Source organism: Ralstonia sp. UNC404CL21Col, assembly GCF_000620465.1.
Classification (GTDB): domain Bacteria; phylum Pseudomonadota; class Gammaproteobacteria; order Burkholderiales; family Burkholderiaceae; genus Ralstonia; species Ralstonia flatus.
The window spans coordinates 1,314,165-1,336,451 of record NZ_JIBE01000004.1; the positions used below are offsets into that span (position 1 = coordinate 1,314,165).

Genomic DNA, 22,287 nt, shown 5'->3' on the forward strand with positions numbered 1-22,287 from the left:
TGAAGATCGGTCGGCGGAATACCGCGATCATCGCACGCGCGGCAGGCGTTGCTGCGGCGGCGCGCGCTGCCTATCGAGGCAGGGTGCTGAACTGGCTGAACGCCCGCCCACCCAGGTCCAGCGCATCCATCACAGACCGCTCCACCACCGGCGCCAGCGACGTCATCATCACCATGACCAGCATCAGCCCCACCACCAGCGTGGCGGCGATGCCCACGGCAAACGGGTTGAGCGCCTGCGCCGTGCGGGACAGCACGGCAAAGCCGAGGTTGACGATCATCATGATCGCGATGATGGGCAGGGCGATGCGCAGGGCCAGCGCAAAGACGATCGTGCCGCCGCCGGCCAGCGTCTGCCAGCCAGGGTTGCCCAGTGGCGCCGCCGAGACGGGCAGGGCGGTAAAGCTGTCGAACAAGGCGTGCAGCAGCACGAGATGCCCGTCGCCGGCAATGAAGGCGGTGACGGCCGTGAGGCTGAGGAAGCGACCGAGCAGCATGCTGCTCTCGGTTTGCGTCGGGTCGAGCAGGGATGCGAAGCCCAGGCCCATCTGCACCGACATCACCTCGCCCGCACCGCTGACGGCCGAGAACACGAGCTGCACGCAAAAGCCCAACGCCAGCCCGATCAACACCTGCACCAGCGTGATCCACAGCCCTTCATAGGAGCCCACCGACACGCCTGCGGGCACCGCCAGCATGGGCGCCAGCGCCACCGTGATGACCACGCCGAAGGCCACCTTAATCGACGTTGGGATCTCGGTATTGGCAAACGGCGGTGCAATGGCGATGAACGCCAGCACGCGCACGAGCGGCCACCAGTACATGGCGATCCAGCCGTTGAGCTGCGTGGCGGTGAATTGGATCATCGTGGATTGCGCGGCTGCGTCAGCTTGCTGACGTCAATTCACGTAGTTGGGGATGTTGGTCAGCACGCCGCGCGTGTAGTCGACGATTACCGCGACGATCCACGGGCCGGCCAGCACCATCGTGGCAGCCACGGCCAGCAGCTTGGGGATGAACGACAGCGTCTGCTCGTTGAGCTGCGTGGCAGCCTGGAACACCGCCACCAGCAGGCCGACCACGAGCGACACCAGCAACATCGGCGCGCCCACCATCATGGCGACCTGCATGGCCTGACGGGCCATATCGAGAACGTACTCGGGTGTCATGTCGGTTTCCTATCGACGCTCATTGCACAAAGCTCTGGGCCAGCGAGCCCAGCAGCAGGTGCCAGCCATCCACCAGCACGAACAGCATGATCTTGAACGGCAGCGAGAAGATCGACGGCGTGACCATCATCATCCCCATCGACATCAGCACGGCCGCTACCACGATGTCGATCACCAGGAACGGGATGAAGATGGCAAACCCGATCTGGAACGCGCTTTTCAGCTCGCTCGTGACGAAGGCTGGAATGAGTGCACGCATGGGCGTTTGCTCCGGCGAGGCAATGGCCGGCATGTTGCCCATCTTGACGAACAGGGCGAGGTCGGGCTCGCGGGTCTGCTTGAGCATGAACTGGCGCAGCGGCGTGGCGGCCGTGTCCATGGCCTGCTCGACGGTGATCTTGTTGTCACGCAGCGGCACGTAGGCGTCGGTGTACACCTTGTCGAGCACCGGCGACATGACGAAGAACGTGAGGAACAGCGCCAGCCCGATCAGCACCTGGTTGGGCGGCGTGGTTTGCGTGCCCAGCGCATGGCGCAGCAATGACAGCACGATGATGATGCGCGTGAAGCTGCTCATCATCAGGATGATGGCCGGCAGAAACCCAAGCGACGTCAGGAAGACCAGCGTCTGCACGGGCAGCGAATAGCTCTGGCCGCCGGCGGTGCCTGTGAGCAGCGGCAGACCGGGTTGCGCCTGTGCGAACACGGCGGGCGCAGCGCCCAGGAGCGCCAACGCAATCAGGCAACGGAGGAAGGTACGCACGTTCATTCCGACTTCCCCGTCAGGTGACGCTTGAGCTGGATGGACAGTGCATCGGCAAAGCGGGGCGGCTTGCTCGGGCCGGATGTGCCGTCGCCGGATGGATCGTCCGGAGTGGAAGCGGCTTCAGCGGGGCGCGGCAGCGTGTGCAGTGTCTGCACGTGCTGCTGCGTGACGCCCAGCACGAGCCATGTGCCTTCCACATCGACGACGACGACCTTTTCGCGCGCGCCCAGCATCTGCTGTGCGACCACGGTGATCACCTGGCCGCGGCGCCGGCCCAAGCCTGCGGGGCCCATGCCTGCGCGCTGCTGCAGGCGGCGCAGCAGCCAGCCGGCCGCCACGATCATCGCCAACACTACAAACAGCCCGCCTAGGGTGCGGGCCCAATCCACTGCATGGTTCATTTCAACACCTTGCCCGGGGGGAGCATTGGTTGCTGTCAGGGTGCCGATTGACGGCGTACTTGTGTGGCTTAACGGTTCAACTTACGGATACGTTCCGACGGCGTGATGATGTCGGTCAGGCGGATACCGAACTTCTCGTTGACCACCACCACTTCACCTTGGGCGATCAGGTAGCCGTTGACAAGGACATCCATCGGCTCACCGGCCAGCGCGTCGAGTTCCACCACCGAACCCTGCGCAAGCTGCAGCAGGTTCTTGATGGGCACCTTGGTGCGACCCAGCTCCACCGTCAACTGCACGGGGATGTCCAGGATCATGTCGATGTCGTTGCGCTGGGCGTTGCCCAGGCCGTCGGCCGTCAGGGGCTTGAACACCGGGCTGGCCTCCGTGGCGGCTGCCGCGGGCGGGTTGGCAACCGGGTTCGGGTTGGCGGCAGCGCGTTGTGCTGCTTCCAGGGCCATGGCCTCTTCCATCGTCATCTCGACATCGACGTCGTCGGCGTTGGCTTCGGGGTTCATGGTCGGTTCAGTTGTCATCGTCAGACTCCGTGGCAGCCTCGCTGCCGCTCATATTCAGCATGCGGTTGACCCGCAGTGCGTATTGGCCGTTGAACGTGCCGTAGTTGCATTCCATGACGGGCACGCCGTCTACCTTGGCGGTCACGCAGTCATCCAGCTCCAGCGGAATGACGTCGCCCACCTTCATGTTCAGGATGTCGGACACCTGCACCTTGGCCGTCGCGAGGTCGGCAATCAGCTCCACCTCGGCGGTCTGCACCTGTTGCGACAGCAGCCGCAGCCAGCGCTTGTCCACTTCCAGCGCTTCGCCCTGGATGGCGGAAGTCAGCCGGTCGCGGATCGGCTCGATCATGGTGTACGGCATGCAGATATGCACGTCGCCGCCGTTGCTGCCCAGCTCGATGCTGAAGCTGGTGGTGATCACCACTTCATTGGGCGTGGCCACGTTGGCGAATTCCGTGTGCATTTCCATGCGCAGGAATTCGAAATCGATCGGGTAGACCGGCTGCCACGCCTTGGCGTAGTGCTCGAAGACGAGGTGCAGCATGCGCTGGATGATGCGCTGCTCGACGTCCGTAAAGTCGCGGCCTTCCACGCGCATGTGGAAGCGGCCGTCGCCGCCGAACAGGTTGTCGACCACCAGGAAGATCAGGTTGGGGTCGAACACGAACAGCGCCGTGCCGCGCAGCGGCTTGACGTGCACAAGGTTGAGCGAGGTCGGCACCACCAGGTTGCGGATGAACTCGCTGTACTTCTGCACCTTCACCGGCCCGACGGAGATCTCCGCGTTGCGCCGCATGAAGTTGAACAGCCCGATGCGCCAGTTGCGCGCGAACCGCTCGTTGATGATTTCCAGCGTGGGCATGCGCCCACGGACGATGCGCTCCTGCGAGCCCAGGTTGTACGAGCGTATGCCCGAGGGATCGGCGGCTTCGACGGGGTCGTCGTCCGCGTCGTCGGACACGCCCTTCAGGAGCGCGTCGATTTCCTCCTGGGAAAGAAACTCTTCCTTGAGCATGTCACTGGATCACAAAGTTGGTGAACAAGACGTCTGCCACCGGCGATTCCTTGCCGACAGCCTTGAAGACCTGTTCGCACAGTTCAACGATTTCCTTGGCGAGCTTGACCTTGCCGTCGGCCGGGTACAGCTCGGTGGGCGTCTTGCTGGCCAGGAGCATGAGGACCTTGCTGCGCAACTCGGGCGTATAGGCCTTGATCTCTTCTTCGGCATGTTTGTCGAAGCTCTTGAACGTGATGCCGATCTGCAGGTAGCGGTCGTTGCCCTCTTCGGGCTGCAGGTTGACGGTCAGGGTTTCCATGGCCACGAACACCGGCTGTTTCGGCTTGGGCGGTGCGGCGGGGCCGGATGCGGCGTGATTGCCGCCTCCGAGGAAGAACCAGGCAGCGGCGCCGCCCATGCCGACGAGCAGGAGCACGATCAGGATGATCAGCAGCAGCTTGGTGGAGCCGCCCTTTGCGGGGGCGGGGGCGGTAGTGGCGGCAGCGGCTTCGGCCATGGGGATCACTCGGGGACTAAGGGGGGGTGGACTTTCCCGGCTCGCGTCGCGCAAGACACCGTAAAACAACGCAGCGCACAAAGTCGGGTTCTCGGATGGCATTCTTCCCCACCTCTGTCCAGCTCATTCCAGCAAGAAACGCGGTCAATCCCGCTTATCTCGGGCGTTTGCGATACAGGCGGGGGCACGTCGGTATCGCTAAAAGTAATTTACAGCGCACTTTTATAGGGCGAGTAGCCTTCGCCTAGTGCATTACCAGCCGCACGGGCGCGGGGTCACGCCAAAAAGTGACGTTGGCCCGAAAGATTTGCCGGCGCTTGCCGTTGTAATGAAGGAAGGCGCCGGCACGTTCCGGCCCTGCATACCCGCGTTGCCTTGCCGGAAGCCGCCTTGAGTTCCTTGCCCTTTTCCACCCGTGTTGACCTTGCGCTCGTCGATGCCGATGGCTTGCCGGCCGACTGTCCTGCGCGCGGCGCGCCGCCGGGCTTCTGCCCGAAGCTTGACCTGTTGTCGATGGTCAACGCGCTGACGGAGGGCATCCTCGTGTGCGGGGTGGATCGCCGCGTTACCTATGCCAACCCGAGCGCCGCGCGGCTGCTGGGTTTGCCGGTGGATGCCCTGGTGGGGCGCCTGCTGCCCACGGTGGTGACTTCCGCCGTGGACGAATTCGACGCGTCCATCCACGAAGCCGACTGGCCCGATCAGGACGTGATCGCCGAAGGCCAGCCGCAGTTGAACCAGATTTTCGGAATGCACTGCGTGGATGGCCGCACGGTGTGGGTTTCCAGCAACTGGACGCCGCTGTATGCCGACGGCGGCCATTCGATGACGGCCACGCCGCGGGCCTCGGAAGCCGGTGCGACGCCCTATTCGGTGCTGGTGTCGCTGGTCGACATCACGCAGATCCGCGAAGCGCAGCAGCGCATCCGGCATCTGGCCACGCACGACACGCTGACCGGTTTGCTGAACCGTTCCGCGCTGGAAGATCGCCTGGAGCACGCGCTGGCGCTTGCGCGCCGCAACCGCTCCCGCGTCTCGGTCATGTTCCTCGACCTGGATCGTTTCAAGAACGTCAACGACACGCTGGGCCACCAGTTTGGCGACATGCTGCTGCGTGAAGTGGCAGCCCGCCTGCAGGCCTGCGCGCGTGAGGCCGACACCGTTGCGCGCCTGGGCGGCGATGAATTTGTCGTCATGCTCGAAGCGCTCGATGGCCTGGGCACGCGGCGCGTGGCCGAGCGCATCCTCTCGGCCATCAGCGCGCCGTTCCATATCGAAGGGCAAGAGCTGTATCTGGGCGTGTCGATCGGCATTGCCGTGGCACCGCACGACGGCGACGATCCGAACACGCTGCTGCGCAAGGCCGACGCCGCCATGTACCTGGCCAAGGAGCGTGGGCGGAACAACTTCCAAACCTTTACCAGCGACCTGGACGACCGCGTCTCGCGCCGCTTCCGCATTGAATCGGGCCTGCGCCGGGCGAGCGACCGCAACGAGTTCTATGCCGACTACCAGCCGCGCGTGGATGTGCGCAGCGGCCGCATCGTCAGCGTGGAAGCGCTTATCCGCTGGAACTCGGCCGATTTCGGCCGCATGATGCCCGGCCAGTTCATTCAGGACGCCGAAGAAACCGGCCTCATCGTCGAGATCGACCGCTGGATCCTGCGTGCCGCCTGCGACCAGCTTGCACGCTGGCGCCGCATCGGGCTGCCGGACTTGCGCATGTCGATCAACCTCTCGGGCCAGGCATTCAGTTCCGGGCAGCTGAGCGGCATGGTGCGTGGCGCGCTTTCGACCAGCGGCTTGCCCGGCAACGCGGTCGAGCTGGAGATGACCGAAGGCATTCTGATTCGCGACGATCCGTCCTTGCATGCGCTGCTGACCGAACTGCGGGCGATGGGGGTATCGCTGGCGCTGGACGATTTCGGCACCGGATATTCATCGCTGTCGTATCTGCACCGCTTCCCGATCGATACGCTGAAGATCGACCGGTCGTTCGTGCAGGACCTGCCGCACGTGGCCGAGCGCGCGGCCATCACGCGGGCCATCATCATGATGGCCCAGGCCATGGGCATGAAGACCGTGGCCGAAGGCGTGGAGACCACCGGCCAGCTTGAATTCCTGCGCGAAGTCGGCTGCGACGAGTTTCAGGGCTATCTGCTGACGCGGCCGCTGGAACCGGCAGCCGTGCAGGACCTCGTGCGCGAGAACGCCCGCCGTTATGGCGAGCGTGTTCCGCGATTCTTATAGCGTGCTCAGATCTGCAAGCCGTTGCTGACGACGTACATGGTCAGCTCGGCGTTGTTGCGCAGCTTCATCTTTGAGAGCACCCGGCCCCGATACACGCTCACTGTCTTGACACTGATCTGCAGTGCCTCGGCAATCTCGCCGAGCGTGCGGCCGGAGCCCAGCATGCGCAGCGTCTGGAATTCGCGGTCGGAGAGGATGTCGTGGCGTGGCTTGTCCCAGTCGACGTTCAGGTTGTCGGCCAGGACTTCCACGAGATCCGAAGGCAGGTATTTCTTGCCCTTGGAGATGGCGTTGACGGCCGCCAGCAGCTGCGGCTGGCTGGCGTCCATCGGCAGATAGCCGGCGGCGCCCGCCTTGAGCGCCCGCACGGCCAGCAGCGCCTCGGGGTGCCGGCCCAGTGCCAGCACCGCCAGGCGGGCATGCTGCTGACGCACGGACTTGATCGTCTGGAATTCGTCTCCGGTGGCCGATTCCACCGAGAAGAGCATGACGTCCCACTCGCGCTGGGCGAGGAGGTCGTTGTTGGCATCGCGCAGGTCCGGCACGGCCTCGATCTGGCGGGCCAGGCGCGAATCCTTGAGGATCTGGCGCAGGCCGACACGGGCGATATCGTGCGGTTCGACGATCAGGACATTGAGCATGGTGGGTGTTGCGGGTCAAACGCGGGCTCGCTTCGAGCTCTTCTTTCCGCCGGCAGGCCTTGGGCCGACTGGCGGGCTTGCAACTCCCCATCTGTGCCGTGTGTGGCGCTCTATATAGAGAGATGCAGGCGCCTATGAACTGGTCGAACGAGTATAGCCGAGGGCCTGCCGGCCAAGAAGCAGGCGCACCGCCTCTTTTGGAGGGGTGTCGGAAGTCAGGCGGCCGCAAGCCCAAACCGCCGCCGACGCACAAATTTGTCAAGGCGACCCTAAACTTTCCTCAGAGGCCACCGATAACCTGAGTACAACGCAGACCTGATCCCCTTCAAGTTGCAGGTCACGTTGCCCGGCCTAGCCGGAATTAGCAAACACGGGCAACAAACCATCGGGAAACTTAGGAGCCGTCATGTCCCTCAGCCTCAATACCAACATCTCGTCCCTGCAAACGCAGCAAGCTCTGTCGCAATCGCAGTCCGCTCTGCAAACGTCGCTGCAACGTCTGTCGACCGGCCTGCGTGTGAACAGCGCGAAGGACGATGCCGCTGCTTACGCTGTGGCTTCCAGCCTGACGACCACGCTGAACTCGCAAACCCAAGGTATCCAGAACGCCAACAACGCACAGTCGTACCTGCAAACGGCCGACTCGTACCTGGGCCAGGTTGAAAACAACCTGCAACGTATGCGCCAACTGGCTGTGGAAGCCAACAACGGCGGTCTGTCGACCACCGACCAGGCCAACCTGGACAAGGAATACCAACAGCTGGCCACGGCCAACAAGAACATCGAGACCAACGCCAACTACAACGGCGCCAAGCTGTTCGACGGCTCGGTCACCTCGACCACGTTCCAGTACGGCCAAAACTCGTCGACCGACGTCGCTACCGTGACCAACGCCAACCTGGCCAGCTTCGGTACGCTGTCGAGCACGAGCGTGACCTCGACCGCCAACGCAACGGCAGCCCAGGCCAAGATCGACGCCGACCTGGCCAGCCTGAAGGCAGCTCGCGCTGACCTGGGTGCACAGCAAAGCGGTCTCAGCTCGACGATCAACACGCTGACCTCGTCGAACACCGCCCTGTCGGCTGCAAAGTCGGCCATGGTCGATACCGACTACGCTTCGGAAACGTCGAACATGACCCGTCAGAACATCCTGCAGCAAGCGGGTACGGCGATGCTGGCGCAAGCCAACTCGGCACCGAACAGCATCCTGAGCCTGCTGAAGGGCTAATCAGGCAGTTGGATGCAGTCCAGCCGCTCCGGCGGTTGGGCCAAGGGCCGGCGCTCCTCGGGGCGTCGGCCTTTTTTCTTTTGTCGGATACCCCCCTTTTTCGTGGGTGGCGCCTGCATAACGTGCCCTAAAGAAGCGGCAGCCCGTGCCGTTGTGTAGAGAGACTTCCGCCGGCGCAGATGCTTATCGGACCCGATCATGGCGACTACCACTACCACCTCCTCGACCAGCAACTACGTTCCGCCGATCTCCATTCCCGGCATCGGGACGAGCATCGACGTCAACTCGCTGGTGACCAGCCTCATGAAGGTGGAAAGCCAGCCGCTGACGCAGCTGCAGACGCAGCAAAGCTCGTACCAGACGCAGCTGTCGGCGGTGGGCACGCTCAAGAGTGCGCTGTCGACCTTCCAGACTGCGCTGTCGAGCCTGACCAGTGCATCGAACTACAGCGCCATGAAGGCCAGCGGCTACGACACCTCGATGCTGAGTGCATCGGTGACGGGCTCGGCGCCTGCCGGTTCCTACGCCGTCAATGTCACGCAGCTTGCCCAATCGCAGGTGCTGGCGGCGCAGGGGCAGACGTCCACCACGACCGCCATCGGCAGCGGCGCATCGACCACGATTTCGTTCTCGTTCGGCGCGGTGTCGGGCGGCTCGCTTTCCGGCGGCAAGTACACCGGTTCGACGTTCACGCAGAACGGCAACCTCGCCGGCGGCTCGATCACGATCGATTCGTCCAACAACACGCTTGCCGGCATCCGTGATGCGATCAATTCGGCCAACCTGGGCGTCTCGGCCAGCATCGTCAACGACGGCAGCGGCAGCCCGTACCGTCTGGTGCTGACGTCCACCGCGGGCGGTTCCAGCTCGGAGATGAAGATTTCGGTGTCGGGCGACTCGACGCTGCAATCGCTGCTCTCGCAAGACCCGGCCGGCACGCAGAACATGACCGAGGTGACCACGGGCCAGAATGCCCTGGCCACCATCAACGGCATTGCCGTGCAAAGCCCAACCAACACGTTGTCGAACGTGGTGGATGGCACGTCGTTCACGCTGTCCAAGACAGGCAGCACCAACGTGACCGTGGCCAACGATCCGACCGCCACCACCACCGCCGTCACCAACTTCGTGAACGGCTACAACGCGCTGCGCACGCAACTGAATTCGCTCACCAACATCGACACCGCCAACAGTGCCAACAACGGCCCCCTGGCTGGCGATGTGAGTACCAAGACGCTGATCAACCAGATTACCGACGTGCTGGGCCAGGCGGTCGGCAACGGCAATTACCAGTCGCTGGGCAGCGTGGGCGTGACGATGAATTCCGACGGGACGCTGTCGGTGGACAACACCAAACTGTCGGCTGCCATTGCAAAGTCGCCCAGCCAGGTGGCCGGCTTGTTTGCCGGTACCGGCACGGCCACCGATTCGCTTGTCAGCGTGCCGACGTTCTCGAATTCCACGCAGGCCGGCAGCTATGCCGTCAATGTGACGCAGCTCGCCACGCAGGGCACGCTCACGGGTTCAGCGGCTGCCAATACGACCATCACCGCGGGTGTGAACGACACGCTCGCGTTCAACATCAGCGGCATGTCCGTCAACGTGACGTTGGCGGCCGGCAGCTACACCGCGACGACGCTGGCTGCGCAGATTCAAAGCCAGATCAACGCATCGACCACGCTGCAGAACGCCAAGGTCAACGCATCGGTGTCGGCCAATGCCAGCGGCGTGCTGAGCATTACCGACAGCCAGTTCGGCTCGGTGTCGGCGGTGTCGGTCTCGGGCGCGGGGGCTTCGTCGCTCTTCGGCGCAAGCCCGACGGCCACCAACGGTGTGGATGTCCAGGGCACCATCAACGGCGTGGCTGCGACGGGTTCGGGGCAGAACCTGTATGGGATCGCCGGTTCCGCCACCGACGGCCTGAGCGTGCAGATTGCCGGTGGCCCGCTGGGCGCCCGCGGCACGGTCACGGTCCAGCGCGGTTACGCCGCCCAGCTCAACACGGTGATGACCAATCTGCTGTCTTCCAGCGGCATGGTGCAGAACGAGACCGACTCGATCAACAGCTCGCTGACCTCGCTGGCCAACCAGATCACCGCCATGAAGACGCGCCTGGATAACAAGCAGGCGCTGTATTACACGCAGTTCAACGCGCTGTCCGCTGCGGTGGCCAGCATGACGAACACCAGCAATTACCTGACGACGCAGCTCGCGGCGATTGCAAAGCAGACTTCGAGCAACAACTAAGCCGCGTTTAGGTTTAGAGCACAACCCAAAACAAAACAGACTACAGCGAGGACCTTTTCCATGTACGCTGCACGCCGTGCCATCGGTGCCTATGCGCAAGTCGGCATCGAGACGTCCGTGGTTGACGCCAATCCGCACCGCCTGATCGCCATGCTGTTTGAAGGCGCGCGCGCCGCCATCAACCTCGCGAGCGCCGCCATCCAGCGCGGCGACGTGCTGGCCAAGGTGCGGGCGTTCGACAAAGCCATCTCGATCATCGGTCAGGGCTTGCAGGCCAGCCTGGACCACCAGCGCGGCGGCGACATCGCCGTGCAACTGAATACGCTGTACGACTACATGCTGCGCCGCCTGCTGGTGGCCAACGGCACCAACGATCTGACGATCCTCGCCGAGGTGGATGCTTTGCTGGTCCCGCTGCAGGATGCGTGGCTTGCCATCGGCCAGACCGGCCAACCGGCTGCCGCCGTGGCAAACAGCCACCTGAGCGTTGTGAGCTGATTGCCGGTCGTTTGTAGTCAGGCGACCTTTGACTGAATTCGGCCCAACTGGAGCCACTATGCACCGCAACATCCCGATCAAGGACAGCGAAAGTCTGTTCACCTGCTACGAAGCCATTGCGCGCCTGACCGCTGAAATGGTCAGCGCGGCCGAAGTGGGTAACTGGGAAGTCGTCAGTACGCTGGAACGCGAAAGCGCCGCCTATGTGGATGCGCTGCGCCGTTCCGAGCCGCATCCGCAGCTCTCGCGCGCAGACGTGGAGCGCAAGCGCACGCTGCTCGTGCGCATTCTGGAAGATGACGCACGCGTGCGCGCCATGGTGTATCCGCGCCTGGACCGCCTGCAGAAGCGCATCGACACGGCGCGCCGCGCCACCACCGCAAGCAACGCCTACGGCAGCATGGCGCGTTATTGAGACGACGCGTCTTGCAGCTGTTTTGACAGCGTCAGATAGTGCTCGGACTTGCGTGCGAGCGCTTGGCTCTGCATCTGGTACACGATCGCCAGTTGCTGCGCAGCGAGGAAGCTGCCCCGGCCGATGACGCTGCCGTCCATCTCCGGCTGATCGCCGATCTCCAGGCAGCGGTTGAAGACCTGTTCTGCCAACGGTAGCCACCGCACGCCTGCCTCGTCAGGGTGCTTGGCCGCCGCATCCAGCAAGACCAATCCCAGCGCAAAGCACAGATCCGGAAAGTCCGGCCACGTCTGGATGGCGACGTCGCCTTGCGCGAGTGCCTCGTCAACGCGGTCGGCCTTGCCCAGGCTGTACACATAACGCAGTGCCAGGTTGCGGCGGTACGGCGCATCTGCCGGCGCCAGGCTGAAGGCGCGCGCGTAGTACGTCGCGGCCTTTGCGTAGTCTTCGTGATGCAGCTCGGTTTCCTTGCCGAGCTGATACAGCACATACGGATCGTCCGGCCGATGCGCGAGTTCATCGAGCAGCAGTTGCGTATTGCGCTCGCCTTTCTTCTGCATCTTGGCCGCGGTATAGCCGTCGTGGCGCACCACGATCGGCACGCGCGTCGCCGGCAAGGACGACACCGGCTGCTCATGGATACGCCCCGTGTAGTGCACGCCACGCGGCAGCAGCCGCGGAATCCACGCAATCAACTGGCTGGCGGATTCGGTTGCATCGGTATCGTTCTTGACGCACACCACGCCGACGGACGGCTCCGCGCCGCCGAGCGTGCGCAGGTGCTCGCCGCCGCTTTCCAGCCATTCGTCTGCGTCGAGGATGAGGTTCCAGTCGGCATTGGCGGCCTGCAGCGCCGTGTTGCGCGCGGCCGAGAAGTCGTTCGTCCACGCCATGTGGCTGACAAGTGCGCCGCACGACTGCGCAATGGCGACGGTGTCGTCAGTCGACCCCGTATCCAGCACCATCATGCGATCGACAAACGGCTTGGCACTGAGCAGGCAGCGCGCAATGCTGGCGGCTTCATTGCGGGCGATGACAACCAGCGCCAGGTCGGCGGAAGCGGACGGTGCGCTCATTCGCGATCGTCCGCTGTGGCCAGTGCGTCGAGCAGCTTGCGCAGCACGTTGCGCGTGGCGCCGATCTCGTCCAATTCCAGCGGAATCTTGCAGGCCAGGGCTTCGGGCACCTTGGCGGCACGCTCGCGCAAGGCGCGGCCGGCCTCGGTCAACTCGATGACGACGCGGCGCTGGTCATCGGGATCGCGTGTGCGGGTGACGAGGCCTTGTTCTTCAAGCCGCTTGAGCAGCGGTGTAAGGGTGCCCGTATCGAGGTAAAGCGTGCGGCCGAGGTCACCCACTGCGCAGGGCGCCTGCTGCCAGCACGCCAGCATCACCAGGTACTGGGGATAGGTCAGGCCCAGTTCATCGAGCAGCGGGCGGTAGAGGCGCGTCAGCAAGTGGCCGGCGGCATACAAAGGAAAGCAGAGCTGCTGATCGAGCGCCAGCACGTCGTTCACGGAAAACTCCCGGGGGGAACGGCCTGGCGCTCGAGCGGCGAGTGCCGCGTCGGCCCAACAGGGCTGAGCGAGAGGCTCAGCGCGTGACCGTGTTCAATTGGACGTCAATATTGCCACGGACGGCATGCGAATAGGGGCATACGCCATGCGCCGCAGCCACAAGCGCTTCAGCCGTCGCCTGATCGACGCCGCCCAGGGTGGCCGACAGCGACACCGTCAGCGCAAAGCCGCCGTCTTCCCGCGGGCCGATGCCGACCGTGGCCGTGACCGATGTCGACGCCAGCTTGATCTGCTTGGCACGTGCCACATGCAGCACTGCATTTTCAAAGCAGGCCGCATAACCGGCGGCAAACAGTTGCTCAGGATTGGTGGCCGCACCGCCTGCGCCGCCCAGTTCGCGCGGCAGCGAGAGGGGCAGGTCGAGCGTGCCGTCGGCGCTGCGAACATGGCCGGCGCGGCCGCCCTCAGCGGTGACTTGTGTCTGGTAAAGCGTCTTCATGGTCGGGTCCTCTTATGGGGAAACCCGGTCGGCGACATGTCGGCCGGGAGATCGATCTAGAAATCGATGATGCAATTATATTGTGTGCAATATAAATGACAAGAGGAACCCGAAACCCTTCTCCGCGACGGGGAAAAGGGCGGGGCAGCGTGATGTCAGATCGACATGCTCATGATGCTTTGATAGGCCGAGACCAGCTTGTTGCGCACCTGCACGGCCGTCTGCATGTCGATGTTGGCCTTCTGCAGCGAGAGCATGACGTCGTGCAGGTCGACGTCGTTATTGCCCATTTCAAAGCTGCGGGAAATGGATTCGGCCTTCTGCTGTGAAGCGTCGACGCGGTCCAGCGACGACTTGAGCACGGAGCCGAAGTCGACGCTGGGTTTGCCTGTTTCGCCGCTGGCGGTGCTGCCGCCGACAGTGGAGGGCGCCAGCACGCTGTTCATCAGCGAGACCACGGAATGAGCGTTGGAGAGATCCATGTGGGTGTGACCAGTGACTCAGGGAAATTTGGCGAGCGTTTCGAGTTCCGACACGAAGCGGACTTCACGACCCGCCGGCACCGCAATGTCCATCGGGATCGGCGTGACGACGATGGTGTGGTGCGGAATGGCGTCATCGTCGTCGAGCACCAGAAGCTCGGTGTCGGCAAAGCCGTGCGCGTGGTGGAAGACCTGCAACGGTGCGCGGCGCAAGGTAGCGTACTTCGGCGGCTCGGGCTTGAACGGATCGAGCTTGGTCACGTATTCGAACGCGGCATTGACGCGGTACAGGTCATACGGCGCCGGCAGATCGGACACTTCGCCCAGCGCGCGGACGCGGTTGGCGATGTAGTAGTTGTCGATCCAATTGCCGCCTTCATGCGTGCGCAGGCGCAGCGCCACCTTCATGCGTGCCAGCACGAATTGGTTGATGGCGTTCAGCCATTCAGGGCGCTCGGCAGCCGGCAGCGTGTGCGAGAACTTGCCGAACAGGTATTCCAGGCCGCCGCGATAGCGGTCCCACGCGTGTTTCACTTCTTCGTTGCCGGCCTGCGCGCGGGTCTCGTCGGCAAAGTAGCGCGAGACCGAGCGATAGAACGGCGTCTTGCTGAAGTACACCGCGCTGGAGCCGAGCATTTCCGCCGCATGCACGAACGCGTAGAACGCAGGCTCGGGCGCGCTGAAGTAGATGCGGTCCATCACCTCGCGGCGCGCCAGGTAGATCTCCGGAAAGAGGTGGTGCGACAACACCAGCGCCAGCAGCTTGGCGTAGTCGTGCTGCTCGATCAGGTAGTTGTCGTCCTGGCGATAGAACATCGTGACGTCCTGCCGCGTCGGCAGGTCGTGAATGAACCACGGCGCAAAGATGACATCCACGCCCGGGTTGCGCTCGAAGATGTCGATGTTGTTGTTGATCTCGGCCAAGATCGGCAGGTCGTCGTCGGCGTGATACAGCACGTACTTGCCCTGCGCGCTGCGATAGAGCTGGTTCAGGTTTTCTGCCGAGCCGAGGTTCGACGGGCGGCGGAAATACCGGATGTTCAGCTTGTCCTGGTAGCGGCCCACGACTTCTTCGGTGGCATCGGTCGAGCAGTTGTCGCCGATCAGCAATTCGTAGCTGAACTTCAGCTCGCCGATCTGCGAGACGAGTTCTGCAAGCAGATTCTCGAGATAGCGGGCGCGGTTGTAGGTCGGGATGCAGACGCTCAGCGCAACCTGCTGGATGACCTCCGCCTGCTTCACGGGCGCCACGTCTTGCGGCGCTTCGGGTTGGATTGCTTCGATTTCACTCATTGGATGAACTCGCGCCAGTGGAGGGTCTGAGGGCACATGTACTGCTTGCCGGCCGGGCCATGATTGGCAATCAGGTCCAGGCTGCTGACAAACGGGGTGAACGCACCATGCAATTGCGGATACGGCCGCATGGCGTAGTTCATGTATTCGACGGCAACGCCTTGCTGCTCGAAATCGGCGTGGGCCAGGTAGTTCTTGGCGCCGTGTCCGGTGATGTAGGTGTCGCCTTGCAGCTTCTTCACGATGGCGAGCACGCGGTCGGTGTTGCGCCCGGGAATGTCCAGCTCCGGCGCGTCGACAAACTTGCGGTCCAGCTCGATGCCCAGGTAGCGGCACACCGCGCGCATGGACGCCAGTGCCAGCGCACCCATGTTGGTGTAGTCGGCTTCGTACACGGAGCGCACGAGCGCCAGCATGTCGCTTGCATGCGGCGCGGCCTCGTAGGCCTGCTCCAGCATGCGCAGATGCTGCGCTCGCCAGTCGACGTTGGTGGCGGGTTTGACTTCGTCGATGCGCGCACCGAGGTGAAACTTCTCCAGCGGCACCGTCATCCAGCGCGTGCCGGCGGGCTCCTTGATCTGCACGCGGTTGGTGAAGCTGCCCTTGGAGAACTGAACGTCAGCGTAATTGACGAGCACGTCGGCCAGCATGATCTGCTCGAGCAGACCGACCCACGGGAACAGCATCGGTTGTGTGATCACGACCTTCATGACGCGAGCATCCGTTCCATGAGGACAACGTCGTGCCAGCGGTTGTCTTGCAGGTAGTGGCCGGCCAACGTGCCGACGGTGCGGAAGTCGAGCTTCTCGTACAGCGCGATGGCGCGCGTGTTTTCGGCCAGCACTTCCAGCGTGATCTTGCGCAGGCACAGCGTTTCGCTGGCGTAGGCAAACGCGGCTTCGCATGCGGCCCGCCCGTGGCCCTTGCCTTGCGCGGATGACGCCAGGCAGATGCCAAGCGAAGCGTGTCGGTTGACCGCATCGATGTGGTTCAGCTGCAGGTAGCCCAGTACGCTGTCATCTGCCTGGCTGGCAATGACGAAGAGCACCAGGTCGCTCTGCTTCGATTTTGCGATCAGCCAGTCGCGCACGCTCGCGGCCGAGTTGGGCCGCGGACGCGTCATGAGTTGCAGCTGCGTCGGCACATCGTTGCGCAGCGGCAGCAGTTGGGCGATGTCGCTCTCGCGCCATTCCCGAAGGACGAGGGAGCCGCGCGCGATCATGGCTGGAAGCGGAAATAGCGGAAGCGATTCGGATACGCGGCTTCCACGGTGTGCCGCACTTCATCGGCAATGACCGGATTCACGGCCAGGTACACCACTTCGACTTCGTCCGGAATGCTGTCCAGCGCCACCACCGGTTTGCCCGCCAGGGAGGACCCTTGCAGGTACGGGTTCTGATCGACAAACGCGCGCAGGGCATGCGGCTGTTGCAGGTTGCTTGCCGTGTAGGCGCCATAGAAACCCGCGCCGTAAATGACGGCGGGGGCGCTGCCGTGCTGCGCTTCAAAGTCCGTCAGATGGCTGGAGGCCTGTTGCCAGAAGTGGGCGAGCTTGCGAGCGGCGCTCTGCGTGTCGGCCAATGCTTGCGCATCGAGCACCGGCGCGACTTTGCTGTCGCCAGGACGGCGTACGGCGGTTACGACGAACGCGCCACGGTGGCTGTTCGCGTCCGCCTCGAGCAAGTCAAACCCGTGGTTGGCCAGCAGCGTCTGCAGCGACGTGTGCGTGAAATGGTTGACGTGATCCGCCACCAGAAAATCCACCGAATTGGTGAACGTGTTCGGCACGATCGCGTACAGCACGCCACCATCGCGCAGCAACCCGTGAATGTTGTGCAGCGCCGTCGTCAGGTCGGGGATGTGTTCGAGCGAGAAGAACGAGCTGACGACATCGAAAGAACGCTGCCATGCCGTCGGGATCGTGTACGTCGCCCATTGTTCGGGGCTCAGGAATTTTTCCCAGAAGCCGACGTAGCGGTCGCTGATGTCGAACAGATGGACGTTCACGTCGGGGCGCTGCTGCTTGAGCAGGCGCATGGTGGCGCTCTTTGCGCAGCCGAAGTCGACTACACGCGCGCCCTCATGCAGCGCACCTTGCAAGGCCAGCTTGCGCTGGAACGTGGCGACCTGGTGATCGGCACGGAAGATCTTCTGGCCGTTTTCGACCGCATAGATCTGATCTTCTTCCTCGCTGTTGACGAGGATGTCGTACTCGGTGTCGTAGAAGCTGCCGTTGTCGCACAGCTCGGCGGTTTGGATGTGGCCGCACGCGGCGCAGCAGAACACTTCCAGCGTGCCGTCCATGGCACGACGCAGGGAAGACAGCGAGCTTTGCGGCGCCGCGCGGTAAATCGGCTCGGCCAGCGGCTGCTGGCAGACATTGCAGGGCAGTGCAGCTTGGGTCATGGTCAGGCTTCCACGGAGAGTTCGGGGTGGACGGTACGGAAGTCGACGCCGTTGGCGTACGAACCCTTCCAACCGTGCGAGCGCCCGGTCGGCTCGCAGAAATTGAAGTAGCGGAACTGCATCGACCAGCGCGAACGCTGGCTCGTGTTGTGTCCCGAGGCGTGCAGCACCAGGAAGTCGACCATCACCAGGTCACCCGGCTTGGTCAGCGGTTGCACGTGCGGATAGCGCGCGAGGTAGCTCGCCTCGTCCTTGATCAACAATGCGTAGGCGCCTTGCTTGCCCGCGTTGTCCGGGTCCGCGCTGAAGACGGGCAGCGGGCCTTCGACGTGCGAGCCGGGGCAGAACTCCACCGGCCCGATCTCGGGCGTGATTTCGACGAGCGGGCTCCAGAACACCACGCCGTCCAGGCTGCGCAACTGGGCCGGATATTCCTGATGCCAGTTGGCGCGAAATTTCTCTTCACGCGGGTTGTCGATGCGGATGCCGGAGCCCGCGTGCGCAATGCCCGGCAGCGCGCCAGGGCGCACGCTGCGAACGAGCTGCTCATGGCGCTCGTCGCCCAGCAGGCGGACAAACGCGGGGATCTGCTTGACGGCGTCATACACCTCGGCGCCGTATTTGCGATTGGCCTTGATGACCGCCTGATAACCGTCGTCGAACCGTTCCGGCGCAAACGGTGCGCGGTCGATGTCGAGACGGTATTTGTCGATCACCAGACCGATGATGTCGTAGATGGCGCGCTGGATCGGCTCGACCTGCGACGGCGCGTAGAAGTCGCGCAGGATCAGCAGTCCGTCGCGCTGGAAGGTCTCGATCTGGTCGGGGTTCAGGATGCCAGGCATGTCAGCGTCTCCTGGTGGGCTTTCACGAGATCGAGCACCACGTTGCACACCGTCGCGATGTTCTCGCTCGACATGTCGTGATACGACGGCAGGTTGATGGCGCGCTCGGCAATGGCGTAGCTGTTGGGTGCGTTGCGGCGCGCGGTGGCCTCGGACGTGCCGAACAATTCCGTCTGGCTCAGCGGATAAAAGAACACGCGTGCATCGATGCCGCGCCGCGAGAACGCGGCCAGCAGCCCGTCGCGCGTAATGCCCAGCGCTTCGTCGAACACGACGGTGGGCATCCAGTAGCTGTTGAGCGTGCCGGGTGCCTCGGGGTTGAGCGCAAGGCCGGCAACGCCGCCAAGGTGCACCTGATACTCGGCAAAGATCTCGCGCTTGCGGGCAACCAGCGCGTCGATGCGCTCAAGCTGCGCGCAGCCGATGGCGGCCTGCACGTTGGAAATGCGGTACTTGAAGCCGATGAAGTCGGACCAGAACTGCTTGCCGCCCGGCACGCGGCCATGGTTGTTCAGCGTCATGACGCGGTCGTACAGCGCGCGGTCGTTGGTGACGAACATGCCGCCTTCGCCCGTCGTCATGGTCTTGGTGCCATGAAACGAGAACGTGCCGAAGATGCCTTGCGAACCCGTTGCGTGGCCGTGCCAGCGCGAGCCCACAGCCTCCGCCGCGTCCTCGATGACGGGAAGGCCGTGGCGCTTGCCGATGTCCAGCAGGCGGTCCATCTCGCACAGGTTGCCGTAGAGGTGCGTGGCGATGATGGCTTTCGTGCGCGGCGTGATGGCTGCTTCCACGAGCGCCGGGTCCAGGCACCATGTGTCGGGCAGGATGTCGACAAACACCGGCGTCGCGCCCACGTAAGTGATGGGCGATGCCGTGGCGATCCAGTTCGTGTCGGCCAGGATCACCTCGTCGCCGGCGCCGATGCCGAGCGCGGCCAGGCCCATGTGCATGGCCCCGGTGCAGCTTGAGGTGGCAATGGCGTACTGCGTGCCGACAAATTCCGCAAACTGCTTTTCGAAGCGGTTGATGTAGGCGTAGCACTGGTCGCCCCAGCCGTTGCGTGCGGCGTCGGTGGCGTATTCGACTTCCAGCTCGGTGATCGACGGCTTGGAGTACAGAATTTTCTGGGTCATGGCTGTTCCTGCAGTTCAGGATTCTGGGCGCGCAACGTGATGCCCGCAAACGCGTCGGTCAGCGGCGGATGGTTGCGGTCCCGGTCGGAGCATTCGGTCATGTCGAGCGGCCAGGCAATGTTGAGCCGGCTGTCGGTCGGGTTGAGACCGTCTTCAGCGGCTTGCGCGTACGGCGTCGAGGTCAGATACAGCAGCTCGCAATCGTCTTCCAGCGCCTGGAAGCCGTGGGCAAACCCGCGCGGCACCAGCAAGCTGTTGTGGCGGTCGGCGGACAACTCCACCGCATGCCATTGCAGGAACGTCGGCGAGCCTGCACGCAGGTCAACGGCCACGTCGAACACGCGGCCGCGCACGCAACTCACCAGCTTGATCTCGGCATGCGGCGGGTACTGAAAATGCAGCCCACGCACGGTGCCGCGCTTGGCGGAATACGAGTGATTGATTTGCGCGATCGGGCTGTCAAAGCCGGCGGCGGCCAGTTCGTCTGCGCAGAAGAAGCGCGTGAAGTAGCCGCGATGGTCACCGATTACCTTGCGGTTGATTTCGACCACGCCGGCCAGCGGCGTCGGTTGGATGGCGAAGCGGCTCATGCGGCGCTCCTGCGTGTGGCAGCGGACGCGGCGGCGGTGAAGCGGTCGATCTGCTGGTCGCACAGCGTGCGCGCATCCGCGGTGTTTTCATGCAGATGCCGATACCACGCGGCGGTCTGTTCCAGCGCGGTCTCGAACGGCCACGCCGTCTGCCAGCCCAGTTGCTGCCGTGCCCGGCTGGCGTCGAGATGCAGCATGCCGGCTTCATGGCGGCCGGCGGCGGCATTGGCGTCCAGTTGCCAGATCAGCGCGGGCCAATGGTGTTGCAAGCCTTGCAAGACCTGTTCGACCGTGCGCGTGGCGGCGCTGTCCGGGCCGAAGTTCCAGGCGGTCGCGCACGCGGCGTCACCGGCCAGCAGCCGTTGCGCGAGCACCAGATACCCATGCAGGCAATCCAGAACGTGCTGCCACGGCCGCGTGGCGTGCGGTGAACGGATGACCAGCGGCGTACCGGCACGCATCGCGCGCTCGGCATCGGGAATAAGGCGGTCTTCCGACCAGTCGCCACCGCCGATGACATTGCCTGCACGGCCGGTGGCCAGCAGCGGGCCGTTGGCGAAAAACGCGCGCCGGTAGCTTGCGGCCACCAGTTCGGCGCAAGCCTTGGACGCGCTGTACGGATCATGGCCGCCGAGTGCGTCGGTCTCGCGGTAGCCCCAGGCCCATTCGCGGTTGTCGTAGCACTTGTCGGTGGTGGCCACCACGATGGCCGACAGGCCGGCGCAGGCGCGCGCGGCTTCCAGCACGTTCACCGTGCCCATCACGTTGGTGGCGTAGGTGCCGGCCGGGTCCTGATACGACGCACGCACCAGCGGTTGCGCGGCCAGGTGAAACACCACGTCGGGTCTCGCCGCGGTCATGGCGGCACGCAAGGCATCCGCGTCACGGATATCGCCCAGCGTGTGGCCGGCCAAGGCGGATTCCGCCTCCGCCAGCGTAAAGAGATTCGGGTGCGTTTCGGGCGCCAGGCTGTAGCCGGTCACATCGGCACCAAGCTGGCGCAGCCACAGTGCCAGCCAGCTGCCCTTGAAGCCAGTGTGCCCGGTCAGGAAGACGCGCTTGCCTGCCCACGCACGGGGGTCGAGCGTCACCACTTTTTCCACGGTGCACTCCCCGCTTGCCAAAGGGCTTCCAGACTGTTCTTGTCGCGCAGCGTGTCCATCGGCTGCCAGAAGCCGTGATGCTCGAACGTGTTCAGTTCGCCCATCTCGGCCAGGCGCGCCATCGGTGCGCCTTCCCACGGCGTGTCTTCGCTCGCGATGTATTCAATGACGGACGGATTGAGCACGAAGAAGCCGCCGTTGATCCAGCTGCCGCCGTCGCCGGGCGGCTTTTCGGTAAAGCCGGTCACGCGTGCGCCGTCGCGCTGGAGCATGCCGTAGCGGCCCGGTGGCTGCACGGCCGTCACGGTGGCCATCTTGCCGTGTGCGCGGTGGAAGGCGATCTTGCTCGTGATGTCGATGTCCGACACGCCGTCGCCGTAGGTGAAGCAGAACGGCTCGTTCGGGTCCAGGTAGGCGGCTACGCGCTTCAGGCGCCCGCCGGTCTGCGATTGTTCGCCCGTGTCGACCAGCGTGATGCGCCACGGCTCGGCATGGCGCTCGTGCACGGTCACTTCGTTCTTCGACATATCGAACGTCACGTCCGACATGTGCAGGAAGTAGTTGGCGAAGTACTCCTTGATGACGTAGCCCTTGTAACCGAGGCAGATGATGAAATCGTTGATGCCGTGGGCGGCATAGATCTTCATGATGTGCCAGAGGATCGGGCGGCCACCAATCTCGATCATCGGCTTGGGCCGCAGGTGCGATTCTTCGCTGATGCGCGTGCCGAGGCCCCCGGCCAGGATGACTGTCTTCATGATTGCGTAC

The 22,287-nt window shown here is 63.9% G+C and carries 26 protein-coding genes; 5 read left to right on the plus strand and 21 right to left on the minus strand.

Annotated elements, in window-relative coordinates; translation table 11 throughout:
* Positions 1–70: 70 nt before the first annotated feature.
* The 7 genes from fliR to fliL all read right to left on the minus strand — a co-directional run bounded on the left by fliR (position 71) and on the right by fliL (position 4,370).
* Complete coding sequence (gene fliR, locus N511_RS0113930) at positions 71–865, minus strand: flagellar biosynthetic protein FliR (protein WP_027679872.1); 795 nt, start codon at positions 863–865, stop codon at positions 71–73.
* 33 nt (positions 866–898) lie between these two features.
* Positions 899–1,168, minus strand: a complete 270-nt coding sequence (fliQ, locus tag N511_RS0113935) for a flagellar biosynthesis protein FliQ (RefSeq protein WP_004631435.1) — start codon at positions 1,166–1,168, stop codon at positions 899–901.
* Between the two features lie 19 nt (positions 1,169–1,187).
* The gene (gene fliP / locus N511_RS0113940; RefSeq protein ID WP_027679873.1) at positions 1,188–1,937 is read right to left on the minus strand and encodes a flagellar type III secretion system pore protein FliP; all 750 of its coding nucleotides are present in this window, start codon (positions 1,935–1,937) and stop codon (positions 1,188–1,190) included.
* A complete protein-coding gene (gene fliO / locus N511_RS0113945; protein WP_027679874.1) occupies positions 1,934–2,335 on the minus strand; it encodes a flagellar biosynthetic protein FliO in 402 nt (133 codons plus the stop codon). Before fliO ends, fliP begins: the two co-directional genes overlap by 4 nt.
* A 68-nt stretch (positions 2,336–2,403) precedes the next feature.
* Positions 2,404–2,871 (minus strand): flagellar motor switch protein FliN, encoded by a 468-nt coding sequence (gene fliN / locus N511_RS0113950; protein WP_027679875.1) that lies wholly within the window; start codon positions 2,869–2,871, stop codon positions 2,404–2,406.
* Positions 2,861–3,871 (minus strand): flagellar motor switch protein FliM, encoded by a 1,011-nt coding sequence (gene fliM, locus N511_RS0113955; RefSeq protein WP_027679876.1) that lies wholly within the window; start codon positions 3,869–3,871, stop codon positions 2,861–2,863. Before fliM ends, fliN begins: the two co-directional genes overlap by 11 nt.
* Before the next feature lies 1 nt (position 3,872).
* Positions 3,873–4,370: a flagellar basal body-associated protein FliL gene (fliL, locus tag N511_RS0113960; RefSeq protein ID WP_027679877.1), complete on the minus strand. Its 498-nt coding sequence runs from the start codon at positions 4,368–4,370 to the stop codon at positions 3,873–3,875.
* 513 nt (positions 4,371–4,883) lie between these two features.
* Here fliL and N511_RS0113965 point away from each other — a divergent pair.
* Positions 4,884–6,620, plus strand: coding sequence for a sensor domain-containing protein (locus N511_RS0113965; RefSeq protein ID WP_027679878.1), 1,737 nt, complete (start codon positions 4,884–4,886; stop codon positions 6,618–6,620).
* Between the two features lie 5 nt (positions 6,621–6,625).
* On the opposite strand, the gene N511_RS0113970 is transcribed toward N511_RS0113965, so the two are convergent.
* Positions 6,626–7,261, minus strand: a complete 636-nt coding sequence (locus N511_RS0113970; protein WP_027679879.1) for a LuxR C-terminal-related transcriptional regulator — start codon at positions 7,259–7,261, stop codon at positions 6,626–6,628.
* Positions 7,262–7,667: 406 nt separating this feature from the next.
* Between N511_RS0113970 and N511_RS0113975 the strand changes: the two genes are divergently transcribed.
* The 4 genes from N511_RS0113975 to N511_RS0113990 all read left to right on the plus strand — a co-directional run bounded on the left by N511_RS0113975 (position 7,668) and on the right by N511_RS0113990 (position 11,649).
* Entirely contained in the window at positions 7,668–8,489 is an 822-nt protein-coding gene (locus N511_RS0113975; RefSeq protein WP_027679880.1) for a flagellin N-terminal helical domain-containing protein, read from the plus strand.
* Positions 8,490–8,687: 198 nt separating this feature from the next.
* Complete coding sequence (gene fliD / locus N511_RS0113980; RefSeq protein WP_027679881.1) at positions 8,688–10,736, plus strand: flagellar filament capping protein FliD; 2,049 nt, start codon at positions 8,688–8,690, stop codon at positions 10,734–10,736.
* Positions 10,737–10,796: 60 nt separating this feature from the next.
* A complete protein-coding gene (fliS, locus tag N511_RS0113985; protein ID WP_027679882.1) occupies positions 10,797–11,234 on the plus strand; it encodes a flagellar export chaperone FliS in 438 nt (145 codons plus the stop codon).
* A gap of 58 nt (positions 11,235–11,292) precedes the next feature.
* Positions 11,293–11,649: a flagellar protein FliT gene (locus tag N511_RS0113990; RefSeq protein ID WP_027679883.1), complete on the plus strand. Its 357-nt coding sequence runs from the start codon at positions 11,293–11,295 to the stop codon at positions 11,647–11,649.
* On the opposite strand, the gene N511_RS0113995 is transcribed toward N511_RS0113990, so the two are convergent.
* The 13 genes from N511_RS0113995 to rfbF form a co-directional block, all read right to left on the minus strand.
* The gene (locus N511_RS0113995; protein ID WP_027679884.1) at positions 11,643–12,725 is read right to left on the minus strand and encodes a glycosyltransferase family 2 protein; all 1,083 of its coding nucleotides are present in this window, start codon (positions 12,723–12,725) and stop codon (positions 11,643–11,645) included. The genes N511_RS0113990 and N511_RS0113995 overlap by 7 nt on opposite strands.
* Positions 12,722–13,165 carry a MarR family winged helix-turn-helix transcriptional regulator gene (locus tag N511_RS0114000; protein WP_027679885.1) on the minus strand — a complete coding sequence of 148 codons (444 nt, stop codon included), beginning with the start codon at positions 13,163–13,165 and terminating at the stop codon, positions 12,722–12,724. The genes N511_RS0113995 and N511_RS0114000 overlap by 4 nt, the downstream gene beginning before the upstream one ends.
* 76 nt (positions 13,166–13,241) lie before the next feature.
* On the minus strand, positions 13,242–13,664 hold the full coding sequence (locus N511_RS0114005; protein ID WP_027679886.1) for an organic hydroperoxide resistance protein: 423 nt from the start codon (positions 13,662–13,664) through the stop codon (positions 13,242–13,244).
* A 155-nt stretch (positions 13,665–13,819) separates the two neighbouring features.
* Positions 13,820–14,146, minus strand: a complete 327-nt coding sequence (fliE, locus tag N511_RS0114010) for a flagellar hook-basal body complex protein FliE (protein WP_027679887.1) — start codon at positions 14,144–14,146, stop codon at positions 13,820–13,822.
* Between the two features lie 18 nt (positions 14,147–14,164).
* A complete protein-coding gene (locus N511_RS0114015) occupies positions 14,165–15,439 on the minus strand; it encodes a glycosyltransferase family 2 protein (protein ID WP_027679888.1) in 1,275 nt (424 codons plus the stop codon).
* Positions 15,436–16,149 carry a WbqC family protein gene (locus N511_RS0114020; RefSeq protein ID WP_027679889.1) on the minus strand — a complete coding sequence of 238 codons (714 nt, stop codon included), beginning with the start codon at positions 16,147–16,149 and terminating at the stop codon, positions 15,436–15,438. The genes N511_RS0114015 and N511_RS0114020 overlap by 4 nt, the downstream gene beginning before the upstream one ends.
* Positions 16,146–16,661, minus strand: coding sequence for a GNAT family N-acetyltransferase (locus N511_RS0114025; protein WP_027679890.1), 516 nt, complete (start codon positions 16,659–16,661; stop codon positions 16,146–16,148). Before N511_RS0114025 ends, N511_RS0114020 begins: the two co-directional genes overlap by 4 nt.
* Complete coding sequence (locus N511_RS0114030) at positions 16,658–17,845, minus strand: class I SAM-dependent methyltransferase (protein ID WP_027679891.1); 1,188 nt, start codon at positions 17,843–17,845, stop codon at positions 16,658–16,660. Before N511_RS0114030 ends, N511_RS0114025 begins: the two co-directional genes overlap by 4 nt.
* A gap of 2 nt (positions 17,846–17,847) precedes the next feature.
* The gene (locus N511_RS0114035; RefSeq protein WP_027679892.1) at positions 17,848–18,690 is read right to left on the minus strand and encodes a phytanoyl-CoA dioxygenase family protein; all 843 of its coding nucleotides are present in this window, start codon (positions 18,688–18,690) and stop codon (positions 17,848–17,850) included.
* Positions 18,675–19,826, minus strand: coding sequence for a DegT/DnrJ/EryC1/StrS family aminotransferase (locus N511_RS0114040; RefSeq protein ID WP_027679893.1), 1,152 nt, complete (start codon positions 19,824–19,826; stop codon positions 18,675–18,677). The genes N511_RS0114035 and N511_RS0114040 overlap by 16 nt, the downstream gene beginning before the upstream one ends.
* Positions 19,823–20,416 (minus strand): dTDP-4-dehydrorhamnose 3,5-epimerase, encoded by a 594-nt coding sequence (gene rfbC / locus N511_RS0114045; protein WP_027679894.1) that lies wholly within the window; start codon positions 20,414–20,416, stop codon positions 19,823–19,825. The genes N511_RS0114040 and rfbC overlap by 4 nt, the downstream gene beginning before the upstream one ends.
* Positions 20,413–21,519: a CDP-glucose 4,6-dehydratase gene (rfbG, locus tag N511_RS0114050; protein ID WP_027679895.1), complete on the minus strand. Its 1,107-nt coding sequence runs from the start codon at positions 21,517–21,519 to the stop codon at positions 20,413–20,415. Before rfbG ends, rfbC begins: the two co-directional genes overlap by 4 nt.
* Positions 21,504–22,277, minus strand: a complete 774-nt coding sequence (gene rfbF / locus N511_RS0114055; protein ID WP_027679896.1) for a glucose-1-phosphate cytidylyltransferase — start codon at positions 22,275–22,277, stop codon at positions 21,504–21,506. The genes rfbG and rfbF overlap by 16 nt, the downstream gene beginning before the upstream one ends.
* Positions 22,278–22,287: the final 10 nt, after the last annotated feature.

What these genes read in the sequence shown, in the direction of transcription:
- fliR (WP_027679872.1), bottom strand. Translation starts at nt 865, where the DNA reads ATGATCCAATTCACCGCCACGCAGCTCAACGGCTGGATCGCCATGTAC.
- fliQ (WP_004631435.1), bottom strand. Translation starts at nt 1,168, where the DNA reads ATGACACCCGAGTACGTTCTCGATATGGCCCGTCAGGCCATGCAGGTC.
- fliP (WP_027679873.1), bottom strand. Translation starts at nt 1,937, where the DNA reads ATGAACGTGCGTACCTTCCTCCGTTGCCTGATTGCGTTGGCGCTCCTG.
- fliO (WP_027679874.1), bottom strand. Translation starts at nt 2,335, where the DNA reads ATGAACCATGCAGTGGATTGGGCCCGCACCCTAGGCGGGCTGTTTGTA.
- fliN (WP_027679875.1), bottom strand. Translation starts at nt 2,871, where the DNA reads ATGACAACTGAACCGACCATGAACCCCGAAGCCAACGCCGACGACGTC.
- fliM (WP_027679876.1), bottom strand. Translation starts at nt 3,871, where the DNA reads ATGCTCAAGGAAGAGTTTCTTTCCCAGGAGGAAATCGACGCGCTCCTG.
- fliL (WP_027679877.1), bottom strand. Translation starts at nt 4,370, where the DNA reads ATGGCCGAAGCCGCTGCCGCCACTACCGCCCCCGCCCCCGCAAAGGGC.
- N511_RS0113965 (WP_027679878.1), top strand. Translation starts at nt 4,884, where the DNA reads ATGGTCAACGCGCTGACGGAGGGCATCCTCGTGTGCGGGGTGGATCGC.
- N511_RS0113970 (WP_027679879.1), bottom strand. Translation starts at nt 7,261, where the DNA reads ATGCTCAATGTCCTGATCGTCGAACCGCACGATATCGCCCGTGTCGGC.
- N511_RS0113975 (WP_027679880.1), top strand. Translation starts at nt 7,668, where the DNA reads ATGTCCCTCAGCCTCAATACCAACATCTCGTCCCTGCAAACGCAGCAA.
- fliD (WP_027679881.1), top strand. Translation starts at nt 8,688, where the DNA reads ATGGCGACTACCACTACCACCTCCTCGACCAGCAACTACGTTCCGCCG.
- fliS (WP_027679882.1), top strand. Translation starts at nt 10,797, where the DNA reads ATGTACGCTGCACGCCGTGCCATCGGTGCCTATGCGCAAGTCGGCATC.
- N511_RS0113990 (WP_027679883.1), top strand. Translation starts at nt 11,293, where the DNA reads ATGCACCGCAACATCCCGATCAAGGACAGCGAAAGTCTGTTCACCTGC.
- N511_RS0113995 (WP_027679884.1), bottom strand. Translation starts at nt 12,725, where the DNA reads ATGAGCGCACCGTCCGCTTCCGCCGACCTGGCGCTGGTTGTCATCGCC.
- N511_RS0114005 (WP_027679886.1), bottom strand. Translation starts at nt 13,664, where the DNA reads ATGAAGACGCTTTACCAGACACAAGTCACCGCTGAGGGCGGCCGCGCC.
- fliE (WP_027679887.1), bottom strand. Translation starts at nt 14,146, where the DNA reads ATGGATCTCTCCAACGCTCATTCCGTGGTCTCGCTGATGAACAGCGTG.
- N511_RS0114015 (WP_027679888.1), bottom strand. Translation starts at nt 15,439, where the DNA reads ATGAGTGAAATCGAAGCAATCCAACCCGAAGCGCCGCAAGACGTGGCG.
- N511_RS0114020 (WP_027679889.1), bottom strand. Translation starts at nt 16,149, where the DNA reads ATGAAGGTCGTGATCACACAACCGATGCTGTTCCCGTGGGTCGGTCTG.
- N511_RS0114025 (WP_027679890.1), bottom strand. Translation starts at nt 16,661, where the DNA reads ATGATCGCGCGCGGCTCCCTCGTCCTTCGGGAATGGCGCGAGAGCGAC.
- N511_RS0114030 (WP_027679891.1), bottom strand. Translation starts at nt 17,845, where the DNA reads ATGACCCAAGCTGCACTGCCCTGCAATGTCTGCCAGCAGCCGCTGGCC.
- N511_RS0114035 (WP_027679892.1), bottom strand. Translation starts at nt 18,690, where the DNA reads ATGCCTGGCATCCTGAACCCCGACCAGATCGAGACCTTCCAGCGCGAC.
- N511_RS0114040 (WP_027679893.1), bottom strand. Translation starts at nt 19,826, where the DNA reads ATGACCCAGAAAATTCTGTACTCCAAGCCGTCGATCACCGAGCTGGAA.
- rfbC (WP_027679894.1), bottom strand. Translation starts at nt 20,416, where the DNA reads ATGAGCCGCTTCGCCATCCAACCGACGCCGCTGGCCGGCGTGGTCGAA.
- rfbF (WP_027679896.1), bottom strand. Translation starts at nt 22,277, where the DNA reads ATGAAGACAGTCATCCTGGCCGGGGGCCTCGGCACGCGCATCAGCGAA.